Origin of the sequence: Anaerostipes sp. Marseille-Q3525 (assembly GCF_018223505.1) — a bacterium.
GTDB lineage: Bacteria > Bacillota > Clostridia > Lachnospirales > Lachnospiraceae > Anaerostipes > Anaerostipes amylophilus.
In genome coordinates this window covers 1-16,086 of record NZ_JAGTTT010000015.1, presented here as the reverse complement: position 1 = coordinate 16,086, position 16,086 = coordinate 1, and the positions used below count along the sequence as shown (strand labels likewise).

Genomic DNA, 16,086 nt, shown 5'->3' with positions numbered 1-16,086 from the left:
AACTTATCATAGTATGATAAAAAGGCTTAGAAGGGTGCTTTTCTTTTGCAAGAGTTTTTACAACCTTTATCACCAGAGGAAGAACGACATTATCTGATCCTAAGCCGCAAGGGAGATATCAATGCAAGAAATTTGCTAGTGGAACACAATCTTCGCTTAGTTGCACATATTGTAAAGAAATATCATAATTTAGACAGAGAGAAAGAAGATATGCTCTCAATTGGGACGATTGGGCTTATTAAAGCGATCAATACCTACGATATCAGCAAAGGCCATCGCCTTGTAACCTATGCTGCAAGATGTATAGAAAATGAATTATTAATGATGATTCGTCAGGAAAGAAAGACTTCAAAAAATACATCACTTTACGAACCGATCGGTGTCGATAAAGAAGGAAATGAGATTCATCTGTTAGATATTTTAGGGACACAGGAAACAGATTTTCTGAAAAAGATGGAACAAAAAGAAAATATCAAACAGATTTATGATGAATTAGAAAAAATGGAGATGAATAAGGAAAAGAAAACACTGATCATGCGATATGGACTTTATGGAAGAAAGCCAATGACACAAAAAGAAGTAGCAAAAGAGCTTCATATTTCAAGATCTTATGTGAGTCGGATTGAAAAACGTGCGATTATGTTAATAAAAAGTAAAATAAAGACATAAAAAAAGGTCCTATTGTAAATTTCAAAATTTGTTATAATAAAACCATAAACACATGAACACCCATTTAAATAATGAAAACTCAAGGGAAAAGGGGCTGTCGCATTAAGCGGCAGTCTTTTTTGTAATGATCTGGAAAATGAAAAAATCTTCACCAAATAAAGAAAATAATTATAAAAATATTCAAAAACTAAGCAGTGATATAAAAAAGTGAAAAAATTTTCATATCATTTCCATGACAAAACAGGTAAGATAATTGCATACAAAACACACGGACCGATAAGGAGGATAAAAATATGGACGCAATGAAAATCGCAAATAGTATTCCAATGTGGCTTGCCTGTTCACTTCCAGTGGCATTTGTCATCTTACAGGCAGTCTTATTCGCAAGGGGTGCTTACAAATCAGGAAAGAAACTAGGACTTAACGATAAACAGATGAAAAAAGCAATGAAAAGCAGTGCGGTAACATCGATCGGACCATCCATCGTTGTATTAAGTGCGATGCTTTCTCTGTTAGTATCTGTAGGAGGGCCAATCGGCTGGATGAGATTATCTATGATCGGTTCTGTTATGTTTGAATCTATCGCAGCAGGACTTGGAACATCCGCTGTCGGGGTACAACTTGGAACCGACACATTAACACCAGAAGCTTTAGGAATGGCAGTCTGGACCATGATCCTTTGCTCTATCGGATGGGCGTTATTCGCAACATTCTCTGCAAATAAGATGGATAAGATCGAAAAGAAAGTTTCCAGAGGAAATACAGGAACACTGACAATGATTGCTTCCTGTGCCATCATTGGTGTATTCTCTGCCATGTGTGCAAGCCATTTATCCAAACCATTTTACTCTATGATGATGAAAGCAGACCAGATCACAATGAGCGGAGCATGGAAGAATGCCTTAGCATGTGTGCTTGGAGCCGTGATCATGTTTGTACTTACCAAAGTTGCAAATAAAAAAGAGATCGGATGGTTAAAAGAATGGTCTTTAACGATCACAATTCTTGGAGCCATGATCATTACAGCATTAGTCTAAGCAGGAGGAAGATACGATGAACAATCAGGATTATTATAATAAAGAATATGTACCACAAGTCAATAAGATCGGTAAGATCACAGGATACCTTGGAGTTCTTCTTTCCTTTACTCCAGCACTTGTATTAGCTGTTGTCTATGGAATCTTACCAAAACCAGCTGCATTATTAACCGCATTTATCAGCGGAGCCAGTGCCTTTGGAGTGTTATGGTTTGTAGAACCGATCTCTTACTTTCCAGTCGTCGGAGCCGCTGGAACTTATATGGCATTCTTATCAGGAAATATCTCTAACATGAGAATCCCATGTGCAAGTATGGCACAGGTGGCAGCAGATGTAGAACCAGGAACAGAAAAAGGATCTGTTGTTGCAACCCTTGGAATGGCAGTATCTATCGTGATCAACGTATCTGTTCTTACAATTGGAGCAATTCTTGGAACTTCTGTATTATCCATGCTTCCAGATACGATCAAAGCCGCATTAAACTACTTGCTGCCAGCTTTATTTGGAGCTTTATTAGTACAATTTGGAATGAAAATGAAAAAACACAGCGTCATCATGGTTGTATTTGCGATCATCTTATATTTTATGATCGGAATGGGATATTTTAACTGGTTGCCAGGGGCATCCAACTGGCTTGGAACCTTAGGATGTGTCTTCGTAAGTATTGCCATTGGAATGGCAACCTTAAAAAATACAACAAAGGAATAGAAAGCAGGCGATAAAATGATCAAACAGGATGTTTATGATGAAGTACAAGGCTTAGAACCTTTGTGTCAGGAAATCTGTCATACACTATGGAATCATCCGGAACTATCTGGAAATGAAAGGGAATCCGCCAATTACTTAAGAAAACTTTTGAGTGAAGAAGGATTCACGATTGAAAATAACGAACATTTAGAACATGCATTTATTGCACAATATGGGGAAGGAAAACCAGTTATCGCAATCCTTGGAGAATACGATGCACTTCCTGGATTATCACAAAAAGCAGATGTCACAAGAGAAATGGTATCCGAAGATGGTGTTGGACACGGATGTGGACACCATATGCTAGGCGCCGCAGCCACAACTGCAGCCATTGCGATCAAATGTTTTTTGGAGAAAGGAAATAAAAAAGGAACGGTAAGATTTTATGGATGTCCAGAAGAAGAGCTGTTAAGTGGAAAGGTAAAAATGGCATATTATCATATGTTTGATGGATGTGATGCTGCCGTTACATGGCATCCATCCAGTACAAACATGGCACATGATCATGCATACCTTGCTAATGCATCCGCACATTTTTACTTCCATGGAGTCTCTTCTCATGCAGCATTTGCACCGGAACAGGGAAGAAGCGCTTTGGATGCTGTGGAACTGATGAGTGTTGGAGCAAACTACTTAAGAGAACACGTCATTGACCGCACAAGAATCCATTACTCTACAGACAGTGGCGGATTTGCACCAAATATCGTGCCAGACAAAGCAAGTGCATGGTATTTTGTAAGAGCACCACATATGGCAGATGTCAAAAGTACCATGGAGCGCTTAAAGAAAGTCGCTCAAGGTGCAGCGATGATGACAGAGACAACTGTGGATATCGAAATGGGATGTGGATGCTGCGAGTTATCCACAAATGAAGCATTTGCAGATCTTGCATATGCAAACCTGATCGAAGCAGATGGACCAAAGTACACAAAAGAAGAACTCCAATTTGCAAAAGAGTTGCAGAAAACCGTGGAACAGGGTATCATAGAGAAAGAAAAAAATCTTCACCAAGTCTATGATGAAGCAATGATCTTGGGTGTTTCACCAAGAGATAAGTGGAAAGAAGCAGAACTTAGTGCATCCTCCGATACTGGAGATGTCAGCAGAATCATGCCAACCTGTTTATTTACAACAGCATGCTGGCCGATCGGATGCTCTCCACATACATGGCAGGCAACCGCAAGCGGAGGAACTTCCATTGGAGATAAAGGTGCCTTATATGCATCCAAAGTGGTAGCAGGAATTGCCTATGATCTCTTCACGAAACCACAGGTCTTAGCGAAGATCACAAAAGAATTTAAGGAACGAAATAAAGAACCATACACACCGATGTATGAAGAATGATCGATATGCAAAGAAGCATCCGGTTCCTATTGATGGGAGCCGGATTTTTTCGTATAGATTGTGTTTCATATAAGAAAATAGATATTATAATAGAAGAAACACGATAAAGAATGGAGGAAACGAAGAATGGGAATCGCAGTCAAGGAATTACTGACACTAGAATATTTTAAAGACTATCATGTTATCGCAGGAAAATCAGGCTTACACAAAGAAATTCAGGGAACAACCCTCCTTGAAGCACCCGATGCCCTGCGCTGGGCAAAAGGAAAAGAGCTGATCCTTTCCTCAGGATATGTATTAGATCAAGAACCAGACTGCCTCGAAGAAGCATTCAAGTCAGGAAGTATGCAGGGAACCTCCGCGATGATGATTAAGCGAGGCCGCTATCTTGACGAGATTCCACAGCGGCTGATCGATCTGTTTGACGAATATGAGATTCCGCTCATCAGTATGCCATTTTCCGTTCCATGGATGGAACTGATGAGTCAGATCAATACCGCGGTGATGAACCGAACGATCCGAAGATTCAAAGTCCACAGCAATAACCATCTGCAAGTATCAGATCAGTCCTACAAAGTTCAGAAAATCAATAAGATCCTTAGAGCCGTAGAGGTCGAGATGAAATTCCCAGCATTTATCTATGATCTTGCCGAAGAAAAAAGCTACTACAGCTCTCCAGACTTTAAACGTATCACAGAATCCTTCGGATTATCCGAAAGTGATTACTGGGAACCATCCATGCCGTATACGAAACATACCTTATGCGATTACATCAACATGGCAAGGATCCGTCTGATCAATCCAGGCAATTTAGCAGGACCACGTGTCAGTTGGATCATTATTCCAATTGTCATGGAAGATATCGTGCAGGCATACTTTGTCGTGATGGAATCCAGAGAATTTATTGATTACTACGATGAATTTGCCATTCGTATCGCTTTTTTAACCTTGCAGGGAGTTTACGAACAGATTATGATCGCAGAAAATATGGGAAATATCGGATTTGAGAACTTCATTCATTTTGCTCTTGATTACACAGAAAAAGATGCTAAGAAACTGTTCTATCAGGCGAATATTCAAGGAATTTCTGTAAATACAGCCTATCAGTACATTGTATTCCATCAATGTAACGAAGAATATAACGCACGAAATGAAAGAAACACATTTTTGGAAGCCTTCCATCAAAGCAAGTTAGGAAAGATCGGAAAGATCGCTTTTCTGGATGAAAATGACGGATTGATCTTATTAGAAGCAGAAAAGATTCACAACAGCACACTCTGGACCAAAGACACAACCACGGATTTATTAAAAGAATTCCAAAGATACATCGGATTAAAATTTGCTGATATGAAATTAGAATTTGGAATCTGTCAGGAAGAAAAGACACTGCTTGAAGTCAGAGAATGTGTAAAAAAATGTCAGAAAGTATTAAAGATGGGAAGTATCATATTCCCAGAAAAAGATATCTGGGAATATGAAATGTTAGGACCTTTAACATGGATTGAAATTCCTGAGAATGAGTTAAAAGAGATGCTGAGGAAGTATAGGGAGTTGATGGAAGAAGAGAAGAATATTGAATTATTAAAGACATTAAAGATCTATCTCGAAAACAATATGAACTACAGTGTGACCGCAGAGAAAATGTATGTGCATATCAATACGATCCGAAAGAGAATTGATAAAGTGAATGATCTGGTGAAGATTGATTGGGAAGATCATGTGGATCGACTGAAGATGGAGATTTTGTTGCAGTTTTTAAAGCTTGATGACGGAAGACTTAAAAATATGTAAAAGGCAATATGGTGCTAAAATGAATAATAGGATGAAACAAATAACAAAGACAAGATGGGACAATCCCTTGTGTTATTTATAAATCAATCATCAATCCCAAATTTATTTTCCAAGGCATCTTCCAAAAGATCAAGTTGATCTTCAAGTTTTTCTATTGTCTTTTCTCTGGATTTGTAAGTTTTGAAACTCAGTTTACCATTTTCATAAGTATGCTCAAATTCATCATCCAGATGATCTAGTTCATCATCTACTACATCGAGTTCCTTTTTTAAAGTGTAAAATCTTTTTTCGTTGACGGATGCATTGGAAGAAGATTTTGCATTGTTTACTTTTTTAGTGAGTTTTTTGATTCTTTTTTTATAAGCCGAAAAATCATAAGAATCATTTTTCGCAGATGAATCAGAGGTAGAAGAATCGGTGGTATTCTTCGTATTGGAAGCAGTTGTTGCAATTTCCTGCGTTGTGGTAGCTTCGGCAGAATCTTTCTTTGAAGAACTGCATCCTGCAAAAGTAAAAATGATAGAACATGCGAATAATAAAAATAATATTTTTTTCATGATAAACTCCTTTCGTTTGGTTGAATTGATTTCTTTTTGTTATAAATATCATAACCAACAAAGATTAAAAGAACATTAAAAATGAAAACTAGATTCAGAAAACAGATTGTATTATAATAAAGACATTATGAGAATATTAGTTGTTGAAGATGAAAAAGATTTAAGAAATATTATAAAGAAACGTCTGGTAAGAGAACATTACAGTGTGGATGTCTGTGGAGATGGAGAAGAAGCTTTAGATTACATGGAAATGACATCATATGATGGAATTCTTCTCGATATTATGCTTCCTGGGAAGGATGGTTTTACAGTTTTAAAGGAAGTTAGACAGACTGGAAATGATACCCCGATTCTTTTACTGACAGCCAGAGATGGCATTGATGACCGAGTAAAGGGGCTTGATCTTGGAGCCGATGATTATTTGATCAAACCATTTGCGTTTGAAGAGCTACTTGCAAGAATTCGTGTGATGATGCGAAGAAAACCACAATTTATAACGAATCAGTTAAAGGTTGCAGATCTTATTCTGGATCGAGATACGAAAGTTGTAACAAGAGCTGGAAAAGAGATTAGTTTGTCATCAAAAGAATTTATGGTGTTAGAATGTCTGATGCGCAATCAGAATATCGTGATGACAAGGCAGCAGATTGAACAAAATGCCTGGAATTATGACTTTGAAGGAGGATCGAATGTGATTGATGTATATATCCGCTATCTGAGAAAGAAAATTGATGCTGGATATGACAAAAAATTGATTCATACAGTGCGTGGGACAGGTTATGTGATGAGGAAAGAATGATGAAGCAGATGACGATCAAGAAAAAGATCACGTTGTGGTATACAGGGATCATTGCGCTTATTTTGGGAATGGTTCTTGGCTTTATGTTTTACTTTGTCGATAAAGTCGGGATTTCAGCGACGGAAGAAGAAGTCAGTACAGCAGTGACAGGATTTTCTTCGAATTTCCAGTTTCAGGATGGAACCTATTATTTATCAGAAGATACCAAGTTTTATGAAGATGGAGTCATGTTTTGTGTATATGACGACAATGGAAAATTACTGTATGGTACAATGCCAGAGAAATTTCCGAAACAGACAATGTTAAAATCCCATACACCAAGGGTTATTAAATCAGGCAGCAGTAAATGGATGGTATATGATAGTGTATATACCTATGGACAAAATAAGGTAATATGGATCAGGGGAATCACATCCATTCATGCAATCGAAGTATTTATGACAACATCTCAGAAAATGATGCTCGTTTTATATCCATTGTTTATTTTATTGATCGGAATGACAGGATATTTTATGTTGAAACGTGCATTAAAACAAGTTGATCGAATCTGTGATCAGGTAGAAACCATCAGTTATGGAAAGGATCTTACAAAAAGACTTCCATTGCCAAAAGCAAGAGATGAATTGTATGAACTATCACAGAAATTTAATCAAATGTTCGAAAGACTGGAACAATCCTTTGAAAAAGAGCAACAGTTTACAGCAGATGTATCCCATGAACTTCGAACTCCAGTGACTGTGATCATTTCTCAATGTGAATATTTAATAGAAGATCCAACATTAGAAAAAGGAGAAAAAGAAGAGATCATGATCATTTTAAGGCAGGCAAGGCGTATGTCAAAATTGATCAGTGAGATGCTAATGATCGCAAGGGGTGAGATGAAAGAATCTTATGATATGGAAGAGGTGGATCTTGGACTATTGACAGAAGTTGTTGTAGAAGAATTGCAAGAGCAGGCAAATAAAAAGAAGATACAGATATCTGTTTCCAATGATTTGGATATAAAGATGATGGGAAATCATACGTTATTATTACGAATGATGATGAATCTTGTTCAGAATGCGATCAGCTATGGAAAAGAACATGGCCATATTGAGATTTTGTGGAAAAATCAGGGAGAATTGATCATAGGAGAAGTAAAAGATGATGGGATTGGAATTGATCAAAAACATCTACCTAAGATCTGGGATCGATTTTACAGGGTAGATAAAAGCCGCTCCAGAGAAAATGGAGGAACAGGACTTGGTCTTTCAATGGTTCGTTTTATCGTAGCAGTACATGGTGGAAAAATACGAGTGGAAAGTAAAAAAGGAGAAGGAACAAGTTTTATATTTCAGTTTCCAAAAGAAAGTATTAAATGAAAAAGGATAGATGCCATAGAATCAAGGCATCTATCCTTTTTACAATCATCATAAAATTACTGAATATGTTTCAATCCTTTACAAATACTATCAAGAACAAAATCATCTCCAAGAGAGGTATCCAGTGTTAGATGATAATTTCTGGATAATCCCCAAGGCTGATGTGTATAATAATGATAGTTATCAGAACGTTTTCGGTTCATCTGAATTGCTTTGGTCAGTGCTGCATCATGTGATAAATTTTCGGTTCTCATAATTCGTTTCACACGGTATTCAGCGGGGGCATGTAAAAATATTCGCATGCAATGAGGACGGTTTCTTAAGATATAATCTGCACAACGACCGATCACAACACAATTTCCTTTGGAAGCAAGATCAAGAATTACCTTAGATTCTGCCGCAAAGATATTATCTTTAGGAGCTGGGTTTTGTGGTGCATGAGAGTATGCTTGATTGACAAGGTCATAGAGAAGAGAGCTTCGCATCTGTTCATCATTATTCTTAATAAATTCAGGATCATAACCAGTAGATCCGGCAGCCATCTGAATGATCTCATTGTCATAGAAATCAAATCCAAGACGTTTCGCAAGAGCTTCTCCAAGATCATGTCCACCGCTTCCATATTCACGTGCGATTGCAATGACAGTAGGAGTATTTGTTGAATCTGCAGAAACTTCGGAATTTTCGGCAGTCTGTGATTCTGTGAAAAGCATAGGTTCCACAAAAGATAAGAAACGTCCAAGCAAACGTGCGATAAATCCAACAAGCAAAGCGGCAATGATAGTACCTTCACGAACACCGTCTAATTTACCTGCAAATACAAAGGAAAGAACACCAGCGATCACTGTCATAGATACGTCAAAACAGATCTTAGTGACACCGAATTCTGTATGCCATGTCATTACAATGGCACGAACAAAAGATTCCCCAGGAAGCATCGCAACATTAGCAAGTACTTCGGTATACACACCAAATCCAAGAATCAGACATCCAATTAACAGATAGATCAATTTCATCAGATATAAATGAGGGTTTACGAATCCAAGAAGGATCATAGACCAGTCAATAAAATACCCAAATAATACAGAAATCGGAATCTGTAAAAAATGTTCTAGTTTAAAATTTTTTCTTAAGATCAGCAACTGTAAAAAGATTAAAAACAGACTGAAGAAAATTGTGAAATTTCCAAGTGTAAATGGGAAATTAAGACTTAGTACATAAGGAATTGATGAAATTGGTGATGTACCAAGACTTGCTTTTGTGATCAGGGCAACTCCAAGGGAGTTAATGTAAAGTCCAATAAAAAAGATGATATAACGTTTTAGTTTTTCCATGATGTAATTTACTCCTCTTTTGTAATATTTTGATATAGTTTTTCAAAGATCTTTAAAAACTGTTCCTTTTCAGTATTAGAAATTCCAGAAAAAACTTCATGTTCAAGAGTCAAGAAAGCTTTTTCAATCGATTCAGACTGTTCCATCCCATAATCGGTAAGGAAAATATGATATGACCGGCGGTTTCCATTTAAGATTTTACGTTCGATCATGTTTTGTTTTTCCATTCGATTCAAAATGGAAGTTAAGGAAGCTGGTTCGATATGACAAGCATGGGCAATGTCTTTTTGACTGGCACCATTATGATATCGAAGATGGTCTAAGACCTTAGGCTGGCCAGTTGATAAACCAAGCGGCTTTAAGATGGCCATGACTTTCTTCTGGAATCCTAAATGATTGGACATCAGAAGATAGTGGTAAGATGATTCATACATATATTATGATGCTCCTTTATGATTAGAAAGCTAATAGTTAGAATTCTAACTATTGCGACGTTCATTATTATAAGACAAAGGAAAGCATCCTGTCAAGAAGATTTCTTTCAAAAATCATAAGACAAGCAGAGGAAAATCAAGTATAATAGACCACAGACAGAAAAGAAACATACCATATATAGAGAAAGAAATTGTTTCAAAAGATAAGGAAGGGAAGAATCATGACATTAACACAGTTAAGATATATTATTGCAATCGCAGATACAGGATCTATGAATGAAGCAGCAAAAAGCCTATTTATTTCACAGCCAAGTCTGTCTCTAGCAGTAAAAGAATTAGAAAAAGAAATCGGGACAGAACTGTTTAAGAGAAGTAACCGTGGAGTATCCGTTACACAGGAGGGAATGGAATTTCTAAGTTATGCAAGACAGGTTGTAGAGCAATATCAGTTGATGGAATCACGTTATATTGAAAAGAAGAATATTAAGAAGAAATTTGGGGTTTCCATGCAGCATTATACATTTGCGGTCAATGCTTTTGTAGAAATGGTCAAACAGTTCGGGATGGATGAATATGAATTTGCAGTCAGAGAAACAAAGACATATGAAGTGATTCAAGATGTCAAAGATTTTCACAGCGAAATTGGGATTCTTTATATGAATGAATTTAATAAGAAAGTATTAAGCAAGATGCTGCAGGAATCGGGGTTGGAATTCCATCCATTATTGGAATGCGGAATTTACGTTTATATGTGGAAAGGGCATCCATTGGCAGACAAAGAGGAAATTTCAATCGAAGAGCTGGAAGAGTATCCATGCTTGTCCTTTGAACAAGGAGAATATAATTCCTTTTACTTTGCAGAAGAAGTATTAAGTACTTATGAATATAAACGTTTGATCAAAGCAAATGACCGAGCAACAATGCTGAATCTTATGGTTGGATTAAATGGATATACCTTATGTTCAGGAATTATATGTGAAAGTTTAAATGGTGACGATTACTGTGCAGTGAAACTGAAATCTGATGAAGTAATGACGATTGGCTATATCAAGCGAAAAGGAGTCGCGATCAGCCCATTGGGCGAGAAGTACTTGGAAGAAATCAAAAAGTATAAAGCTATGGGTGACGACTCTGGCTATAGGGATATTCTATAACCAGATGTTGACTTTTCATATTGGACAAGTAGGAAATAAGATAGTAAGATAAGTTTGTAATCAAGAAAGACAACAAACAAAATTAAAAATAAAAGTCAACAAAGGAGATAGAAATTATGAGTAAAGAAAGAAATTATAAGTTTGAAACATTACAGTTACACGTAGGACAGGAACAGCCAGATCCAGTAACAGATTCAAGAGCAGTACCTATTTATCAGACATCATCTTATGTATTTAGAAACTGCGATCACGCAGCAGCTCGTTTTGGACTTGCAGATGCAGGTAACATCTATGGAAGATTAACAAACCCAACAGAAGATGTGTTTGAACAGAGAATCGCAGCACTTGAAGGTGGAGTTGCAGCATTAGCAGTAGCATCTGGAGCAGCAGCTATTACATATGCGATCGAAAATATCACAAAAGCAGGAGATCATGTCGTTGCAGCGAAAAATATTTATGGTGGAACATACAACTTCTTAGAGCATACATTACCAGATTACGGAATCGAAACAACATTCGTAGACATTTTCAATGAAGATGAAGTAAGAGGAGCAATCAAAGAAAACACAAAATTATTATTTATCGAAACATTAGGAAATCCAAACTCAGACGTTGTAGACATTGAGAAAGCAGCAGCGATCGCTCATGAACATAATATTCCACTGATCGTAGATAACACATTTGCAACACCATATCTTGTAAGACCAATCGAATACGGAGCAGACATCGTTGTACATTCTGCAACAAAATTCATCGGTGGTCACGGAACAACAATTGGTGGTGTTATTGTTGATGGTGGTAAATTCGATTGGGAAGCATCAGGAAAATTCCCATCATTAGTAGAACCAAACCCAAGTTATCATGGAGTAAGCTTTACAAAAGATGTTGGAGCAGCAGCATTCGTAACAAAGATTAGAGCATTATTACTTCGCGACACAGGAGCAACATTATCTCCAGTACACGCATTCATCTTCTTACAGGGATTAGAAACATTATCCTTAAGAGTAGAACGTCATGTACAGAATGCATTAAAAGTAGTAGAATACCTGAAAAATCATCCAGCAGTAGAAAAAGTAAACCATCCATCTGTATCTGACGACCCAGAACAGCAGAAATTATACAAGAAATACTTCCCTAACGGTGGAGGATCTATCTTCACATTTGAAATCAAGGGTGATGCACAGAAAGCAAAAGATTTCATCGACCACTTAGAGTTATTCTCATTGCTTGCAAATGTAGCAGACGTAAAATCTTTAGTAATTCATCCAGCATCTACAACACATTCTCAGATGACTGAAGAAGAATTATTAGGATCAGGAATCAAACCTAACACAATCCGTCTGTCAATTGGTACAGAAAATATTGATGATATCATCGAAGACTTAGACGAAGCTTTTAAAGCAGTACAGTAAGAATATTTCTTGCAAAACACAATAATTAAAACATTAATGTCAATTTTCCTAAAAAATAATATAATCTCGACCATATAAAAAAAGCATCAAGATAAGGTATTGGAAAGTACCTATCTTGGTGCTTTTTAGCTTATATAGAAGTCTTTATTATTGACTCTTTATAATTTGTTGATCTTATCGATGAAAGTATTTATTTTTTCAGATAATGATTGTTTTATTGTATGAAACATGTCATGAATCGTGGCTTTCTTTCGGAATAAAAACAAAAGAATCAAAATCAAAACAACAACAGGAATGCCCCATTTCAAAACATTCATCCAAAAGCTTGCAGCTGTATTGCCTTCATAATTAGCCTGAAAGCTGTTTCCAGTCAATTCAAAATCGCAAAGATCATGGATATTTTCATCTGAATGAACAAGTTCGGAGATCGTTTTTGTCGATGTATTTTGTTTTGTCTTGTTCTTTACATTGTGTGCAGGTGTAATAGACACTGAAATAGATTCTTTTGGATTGATCGAAGCAAAAATATAATGACCAGATAGTTTTTTACCATTTTCATTGAAAGGCAATGCAATTTTATCCGAAAAATTAATTTTTCTACCAGCAGTCAGGGAAAAATGCTCTTTTGCAGTCATTGCACTGTTCTTAAACAATGCTGAAAAATCCTTATTACATTCAGAGATACTTCCTGTTTGTACAAAAGATAAAGTAATAGTTTTGGTGCCACTTAAAGTTACATCACTGATCGTAGGTCCCTGAAACTGTTTTTTGAGGATGGATAATTGATGAGTGGTGATCATTTTTCTAAAGGAAAAAGAAACCTTGCGTCGGATATCTTTTGATGTATTCCACACAACAGCAATCTCATATTTAGAAATGGGTTGTGTAATGGAAGAAGTAAAACTGATTTCTTTGTCCTTGATCGAGTCATTAAAAATCTGTTTACCATTAAATGTATAAGTGACAGGGACACTTCCTTTTTTGGAAAGAAAGTTTGATACGTCCAGAGATTCCTTGTAATTGATCTTAAGTTTAAATGGATTGTCCTCACTGCATGTAGAATTATAGGTCCCAAAGGAACTTTTAGAGTGAAGAACAGATCTTGTTTTCTGTGCAAGATCAGAAAAATTATTAGCATTAAAACTTATACATAAAGTTTTTCCATCGGAAGTATTCTCCCATGTAATATCATTTCTATCAAAATAAGAACGGATCTTTCCGGAATTTTGATCTAATGTTTTCTGTGGAATATTAAATTTTATTTTTCTTGTAAGTTTTCCAGAGTTTTCCGTTATAGTATCAATATCAATCGATGATAATGGAACATATGTCATCTCATTAATGTTGATCTTATCTTTTGTCTCATAAGTTTTTCCAAGGAAGGAAATTTGAGTTGTTTTTAAATCCCATAGGTCGGATGAAGAGTCTTTATCAATATATTTTTTCTCATATAGTGCTGTGTAAAGCCATGTCATTAAATCTTTAGATGTAAAGTTTTCTTTATAAATAAGCCCATTTACAAATGGAGAATCTCCATATTCATAAGTGATATCCGGCGAAAAATTAAGAAGATCACTAACTTTTTTCTTATAATCATCCAGAGATGAAAATCTTAGATAAAATGTATAAGTATCATTCTCACCATCTGAAGATGAAGTATAAGTAAGAGAATCTGGGCAAGATTCTTTGATCAGTTTGTTAAGATCTTCTTTACTTCCTTTGAAATACGCATTAAAATCGCGGGAAGAAAAGGTACAAGACATTGTTCTTGTACCTGAAAAGTCTTTATTGAGTTTTATCTTGCTGCTAAGGTTTACACCACATCCGCTTAAAAGAAGCAGAGACAACAGCATAGTTAAAAGAAAAACTTTTTTCTTCATATATAAGGTTCTCCTTATTATTTGAGATCTGCTAAATAAGCATCATTGATCGCAATAACTTTTTCCATAGCATCGTGCCCTGGAGCTCCGATCGTATTACGTTTTTCAACACATGTTTTCATGCTGATCGCTTCGTAAATATCTTCTTCAAAAACAGGGCTGATCTTCTTATATTCTTCAAGAGACAGATCATCTAAAGGAATCTGTTTGTCGATGCAAAGAAGTACAAGTTGTCCAACGATTCCGTGAGCATCACGGAAAGGTACTCCATGATTTACAAGGTAATCAGCAGCATCTGTTGCGTTTGTAAATCCATGTTTTGCACTGCCTTCCATCTGTGGTTTGTTAAATGTCATAGTCTTCATCATTCCATTAAATAAAGAAATACATCCTTTGACAGTATCGATCGCATCGAATGTAAGTTCTTTATCTTCCTGCATATCTTTATTATATGCTAGTGGAATTCCTTTCATTGTTGTAAGGATAGAAGTTAGAGCTCCATATACACGTCCTGTCTTACCACGAACTAATTCAGCAATATCAGGATTCTTCTTCTGAGGCATGATACTGCTTCCTGTACTGAATCCATCGTCGATAGATACGAATTTATATTCATTAGAGTTCCAGATGATAATTTCCTCGCTGAAACGGCTTAAATGCATCATGATCGTAGATAAAGCAGATAAAAGCTCAATTACATAATCACGGTCGGATACAGAATCCATACTGTTTAGTGTAGGACCATAGAAATCAAGCAGAGAAGCTGTTTGTTCACGATCTAATGGGTAAGTTGTACCTGCAAGAGCACCAGCTCCAAGAGGACAGTAGTTCATTCTGTCAAAAATGTCATTTAAACGGCTGTAATCTCTCTTAAACATTTCCATGTAAGCTCCGACATGATGAGCAAGAGTGACTGGCTGAGCCTTTTGAAGATGTGTAAATCCAGGCATAAATGTATCAATGTGTTCTTTCATGATACCATGAAGTGTTTCCATTAATTCTTTTACTAAACCTTTGATCTCAACAATTTCATCTCTTGTATAAAGTTTCATATCTAAAGCAACCTGATCATTACGGCTTCTTCCAGTATGAAGTTTTTTACCGACATCACCGATACGATCGATAAGATTTGCTTCTACAAAGCTGTGGATATCTTCATATTCACTTGTGATCTCAACAGCTCCAGATTCGATATCATTTAAAATACTATTTAAACCATCAATAATCTGATCACGTTCTTCTTCTGTTAATACACCAACACTTGCAAGCATCGTAACGTGTGCAATACTTCCGCGGATGTCCTGTTTATAAAATTTCTGGTCAAAGGAAATAGATGCGTTAAAATTGTAAACTAACTGATCTGTTTCTTTTGTGAAGCGACCGCCCCATAATTGTGCCATAAGTGTTTTCCTCTTTTCTGTATATATTTTTATTTTTTATCATAAAATCAAATGAATTTACTTTTCTATTTTACATGAAATAGCAGTATTTTGCTACAAATTTTTCAAATCAAAGGAAAAAATTGAGGGATTCTTAAGAAAAAATAAATAAGATTCTCCTTAATAA

The 16,086-nt window shown here is 36.2% G+C and carries 14 protein-coding genes; 9 read left to right on the top strand and 5 right to left on the bottom strand.

Annotated elements, in window-relative coordinates; translation table 11 throughout:
* Positions 1–45: 45 nt before the first annotated feature.
* The 5 genes from sigK (at position 46) to KE503_RS08395 (ending at position 5,589) form a co-directional block, all read left to right on the top strand.
* A complete protein-coding gene (gene sigK, locus KE503_RS08415) occupies positions 46–669 on the top strand; it encodes an RNA polymerase sporulation sigma factor SigK (RefSeq protein WP_055198185.1) in 624 nt (207 codons plus the stop codon).
* Between the two features lie 293 nt (positions 670–962).
* A complete protein-coding gene (locus KE503_RS08410; protein WP_212384998.1) occupies positions 963–1,706 on the top strand; it encodes a DUF5058 family protein in 744 nt (247 codons plus the stop codon).
* A 16-nt stretch (positions 1,707–1,722) separates the two neighbouring features.
* Positions 1,723–2,415 carry a hypothetical protein gene (locus KE503_RS08405; RefSeq protein ID WP_212384997.1) on the top strand — a complete coding sequence of 231 codons (693 nt, stop codon included), beginning with the start codon at positions 1,723–1,725 and terminating at the stop codon, positions 2,413–2,415.
* Positions 2,416–2,430: 15 nt separating this feature from the next.
* Complete coding sequence (locus tag KE503_RS08400) at positions 2,431–3,798, top strand: amidohydrolase (RefSeq protein ID WP_212384996.1); 1,368 nt, start codon at positions 2,431–2,433, stop codon at positions 3,796–3,798.
* Positions 3,799–3,924: 126 nt separating this feature from the next.
* Entirely contained in the window at positions 3,925–5,589 is a 1,665-nt protein-coding gene (locus KE503_RS08395) for a PucR family transcriptional regulator (protein ID WP_212384995.1), read from the top strand.
* Between the two features lie 83 nt (positions 5,590–5,672).
* Here KE503_RS08395 and KE503_RS08390 read toward each other — a convergent pair whose 3' ends face one another.
* Positions 5,673–6,146 carry a hypothetical protein gene (locus tag KE503_RS08390; RefSeq protein WP_022375403.1) on the bottom strand — a complete coding sequence of 158 codons (474 nt, stop codon included), beginning with the start codon at positions 6,144–6,146 and terminating at the stop codon, positions 5,673–5,675.
* A 127-nt stretch (positions 6,147–6,273) separates the two neighbouring features.
* Here KE503_RS08390 and KE503_RS08385 point away from each other — a divergent pair, with 127 nt between their 5' ends.
* Both KE503_RS08385 and KE503_RS08380 read left to right on the top strand, forming a co-directional pair.
* Complete coding sequence (locus KE503_RS08385; RefSeq protein ID WP_022375402.1) at positions 6,274–6,945, top strand: response regulator transcription factor; 672 nt, start codon at positions 6,274–6,276, stop codon at positions 6,943–6,945.
* Positions 6,942–8,306, top strand: a complete 1,365-nt coding sequence (locus tag KE503_RS08380; RefSeq protein WP_249183011.1) for a HAMP domain-containing sensor histidine kinase — start codon at positions 6,942–6,944, stop codon at positions 8,304–8,306. Before KE503_RS08385 ends, KE503_RS08380 begins: the two co-directional genes overlap by 4 nt.
* A gap of 56 nt (positions 8,307–8,362) precedes the next feature.
* On the opposite strand, the gene KE503_RS08375 is transcribed toward KE503_RS08380, so the two are convergent.
* Both KE503_RS08375 and KE503_RS08370 read right to left on the bottom strand, forming a co-directional pair.
* Entirely contained in the window at positions 8,363–9,640 is a 1,278-nt protein-coding gene (locus tag KE503_RS08375; RefSeq protein ID WP_022375400.1) for a cytidylate kinase family protein, read from the bottom strand.
* 8 nt (positions 9,641–9,648) lie between these two features.
* Entirely contained in the window at positions 9,649–10,074 is a 426-nt protein-coding gene (locus tag KE503_RS08370) for a MarR family winged helix-turn-helix transcriptional regulator (protein ID WP_055198174.1), read from the bottom strand.
* Between the two features lie 221 nt (positions 10,075–10,295).
* On the opposite strand from KE503_RS08370, the gene KE503_RS08365 reads away from it, so the two are divergent.
* Positions 10,296–11,228 carry a LysR family transcriptional regulator gene (locus KE503_RS08365; RefSeq protein ID WP_022375398.1) on the top strand — a complete coding sequence of 311 codons (933 nt, stop codon included), beginning with the start codon at positions 10,296–10,298 and terminating at the stop codon, positions 11,226–11,228.
* 116 nt (positions 11,229–11,344) lie between these two features.
* Positions 11,345–12,640 (top strand): O-acetylhomoserine aminocarboxypropyltransferase/cysteine synthase family protein, encoded by a 1,296-nt coding sequence (locus tag KE503_RS08360; protein WP_055198170.1) that lies wholly within the window; start codon positions 11,345–11,347, stop codon positions 12,638–12,640.
* A gap of 158 nt (positions 12,641–12,798) precedes the next feature.
* Here the strand turns inward: KE503_RS08360 and KE503_RS08355 are convergent, their stop codons facing one another.
* Positions 12,799–14,520: a hypothetical protein gene (locus tag KE503_RS08355; protein WP_212384994.1), complete on the bottom strand. Its 1,722-nt coding sequence runs from the start codon at positions 14,518–14,520 to the stop codon at positions 12,799–12,801.
* Between the two features lie 17 nt (positions 14,521–14,537).
* Entirely contained in the window at positions 14,538–15,920 is a 1,383-nt protein-coding gene (gene argH / locus KE503_RS08350; RefSeq protein WP_212384993.1) for an argininosuccinate lyase, read from the bottom strand.
* Between the last annotated feature and the right edge of the window lie 166 nt (positions 15,921–16,086).

Bases quoted from the DNA above. Each gene is read 5' to 3' on its own strand.
- KE503_RS08385 (WP_022375402.1), top strand. From the start codon at position 6,274: ATGAGAATATTAGTTGTTGAAGATGAAAAAGATTTAAGAAATATTATA.
- argH (WP_212384993.1), bottom strand. From the start codon at position 15,920: ATGGCACAATTATGGGGCGGTCGCTTCACAAAAGAAACAGATCAGTTA.
- KE503_RS08405 (WP_212384997.1), top strand. From the start codon at position 1,723: ATGAACAATCAGGATTATTATAATAAAGAATATGTACCACAAGTCAAT.
- KE503_RS08400 (WP_212384996.1), top strand. From the start codon at position 2,431: ATGATCAAACAGGATGTTTATGATGAAGTACAAGGCTTAGAACCTTTG.
- KE503_RS08360 (WP_055198170.1), top strand. From the start codon at position 11,345: ATGAGTAAAGAAAGAAATTATAAGTTTGAAACATTACAGTTACACGTA.
- KE503_RS08365 (WP_022375398.1), top strand. From the start codon at position 10,296: ATGACATTAACACAGTTAAGATATATTATTGCAATCGCAGATACAGGA.
- KE503_RS08355 (WP_212384994.1), bottom strand. From the start codon at position 14,520: ATGAAGAAAAAAGTTTTTCTTTTAACTATGCTGTTGTCTCTGCTTCTT.
- KE503_RS08370 (WP_055198174.1), bottom strand. From the start codon at position 10,074: ATGTATGAATCATCTTACCACTATCTTCTGATGTCCAATCATTTAGGA.
- KE503_RS08380 (WP_249183011.1), top strand. From the start codon at position 6,942: ATGATGAAGCAGATGACGATCAAGAAAAAGATCACGTTGTGGTATACA.
- KE503_RS08410 (WP_212384998.1), top strand. From the start codon at position 963: ATGGACGCAATGAAAATCGCAAATAGTATTCCAATGTGGCTTGCCTGT.
- KE503_RS08395 (WP_212384995.1), top strand. From the start codon at position 3,925: ATGGGAATCGCAGTCAAGGAATTACTGACACTAGAATATTTTAAAGAC.
- KE503_RS08390 (WP_022375403.1), bottom strand. From the start codon at position 6,146: ATGAAAAAAATATTATTTTTATTATTCGCATGTTCTATCATTTTTACT.
- KE503_RS08375 (WP_022375400.1), bottom strand. From the start codon at position 9,640: ATGGAAAAACTAAAACGTTATATCATCTTTTTTATTGGACTTTACATT.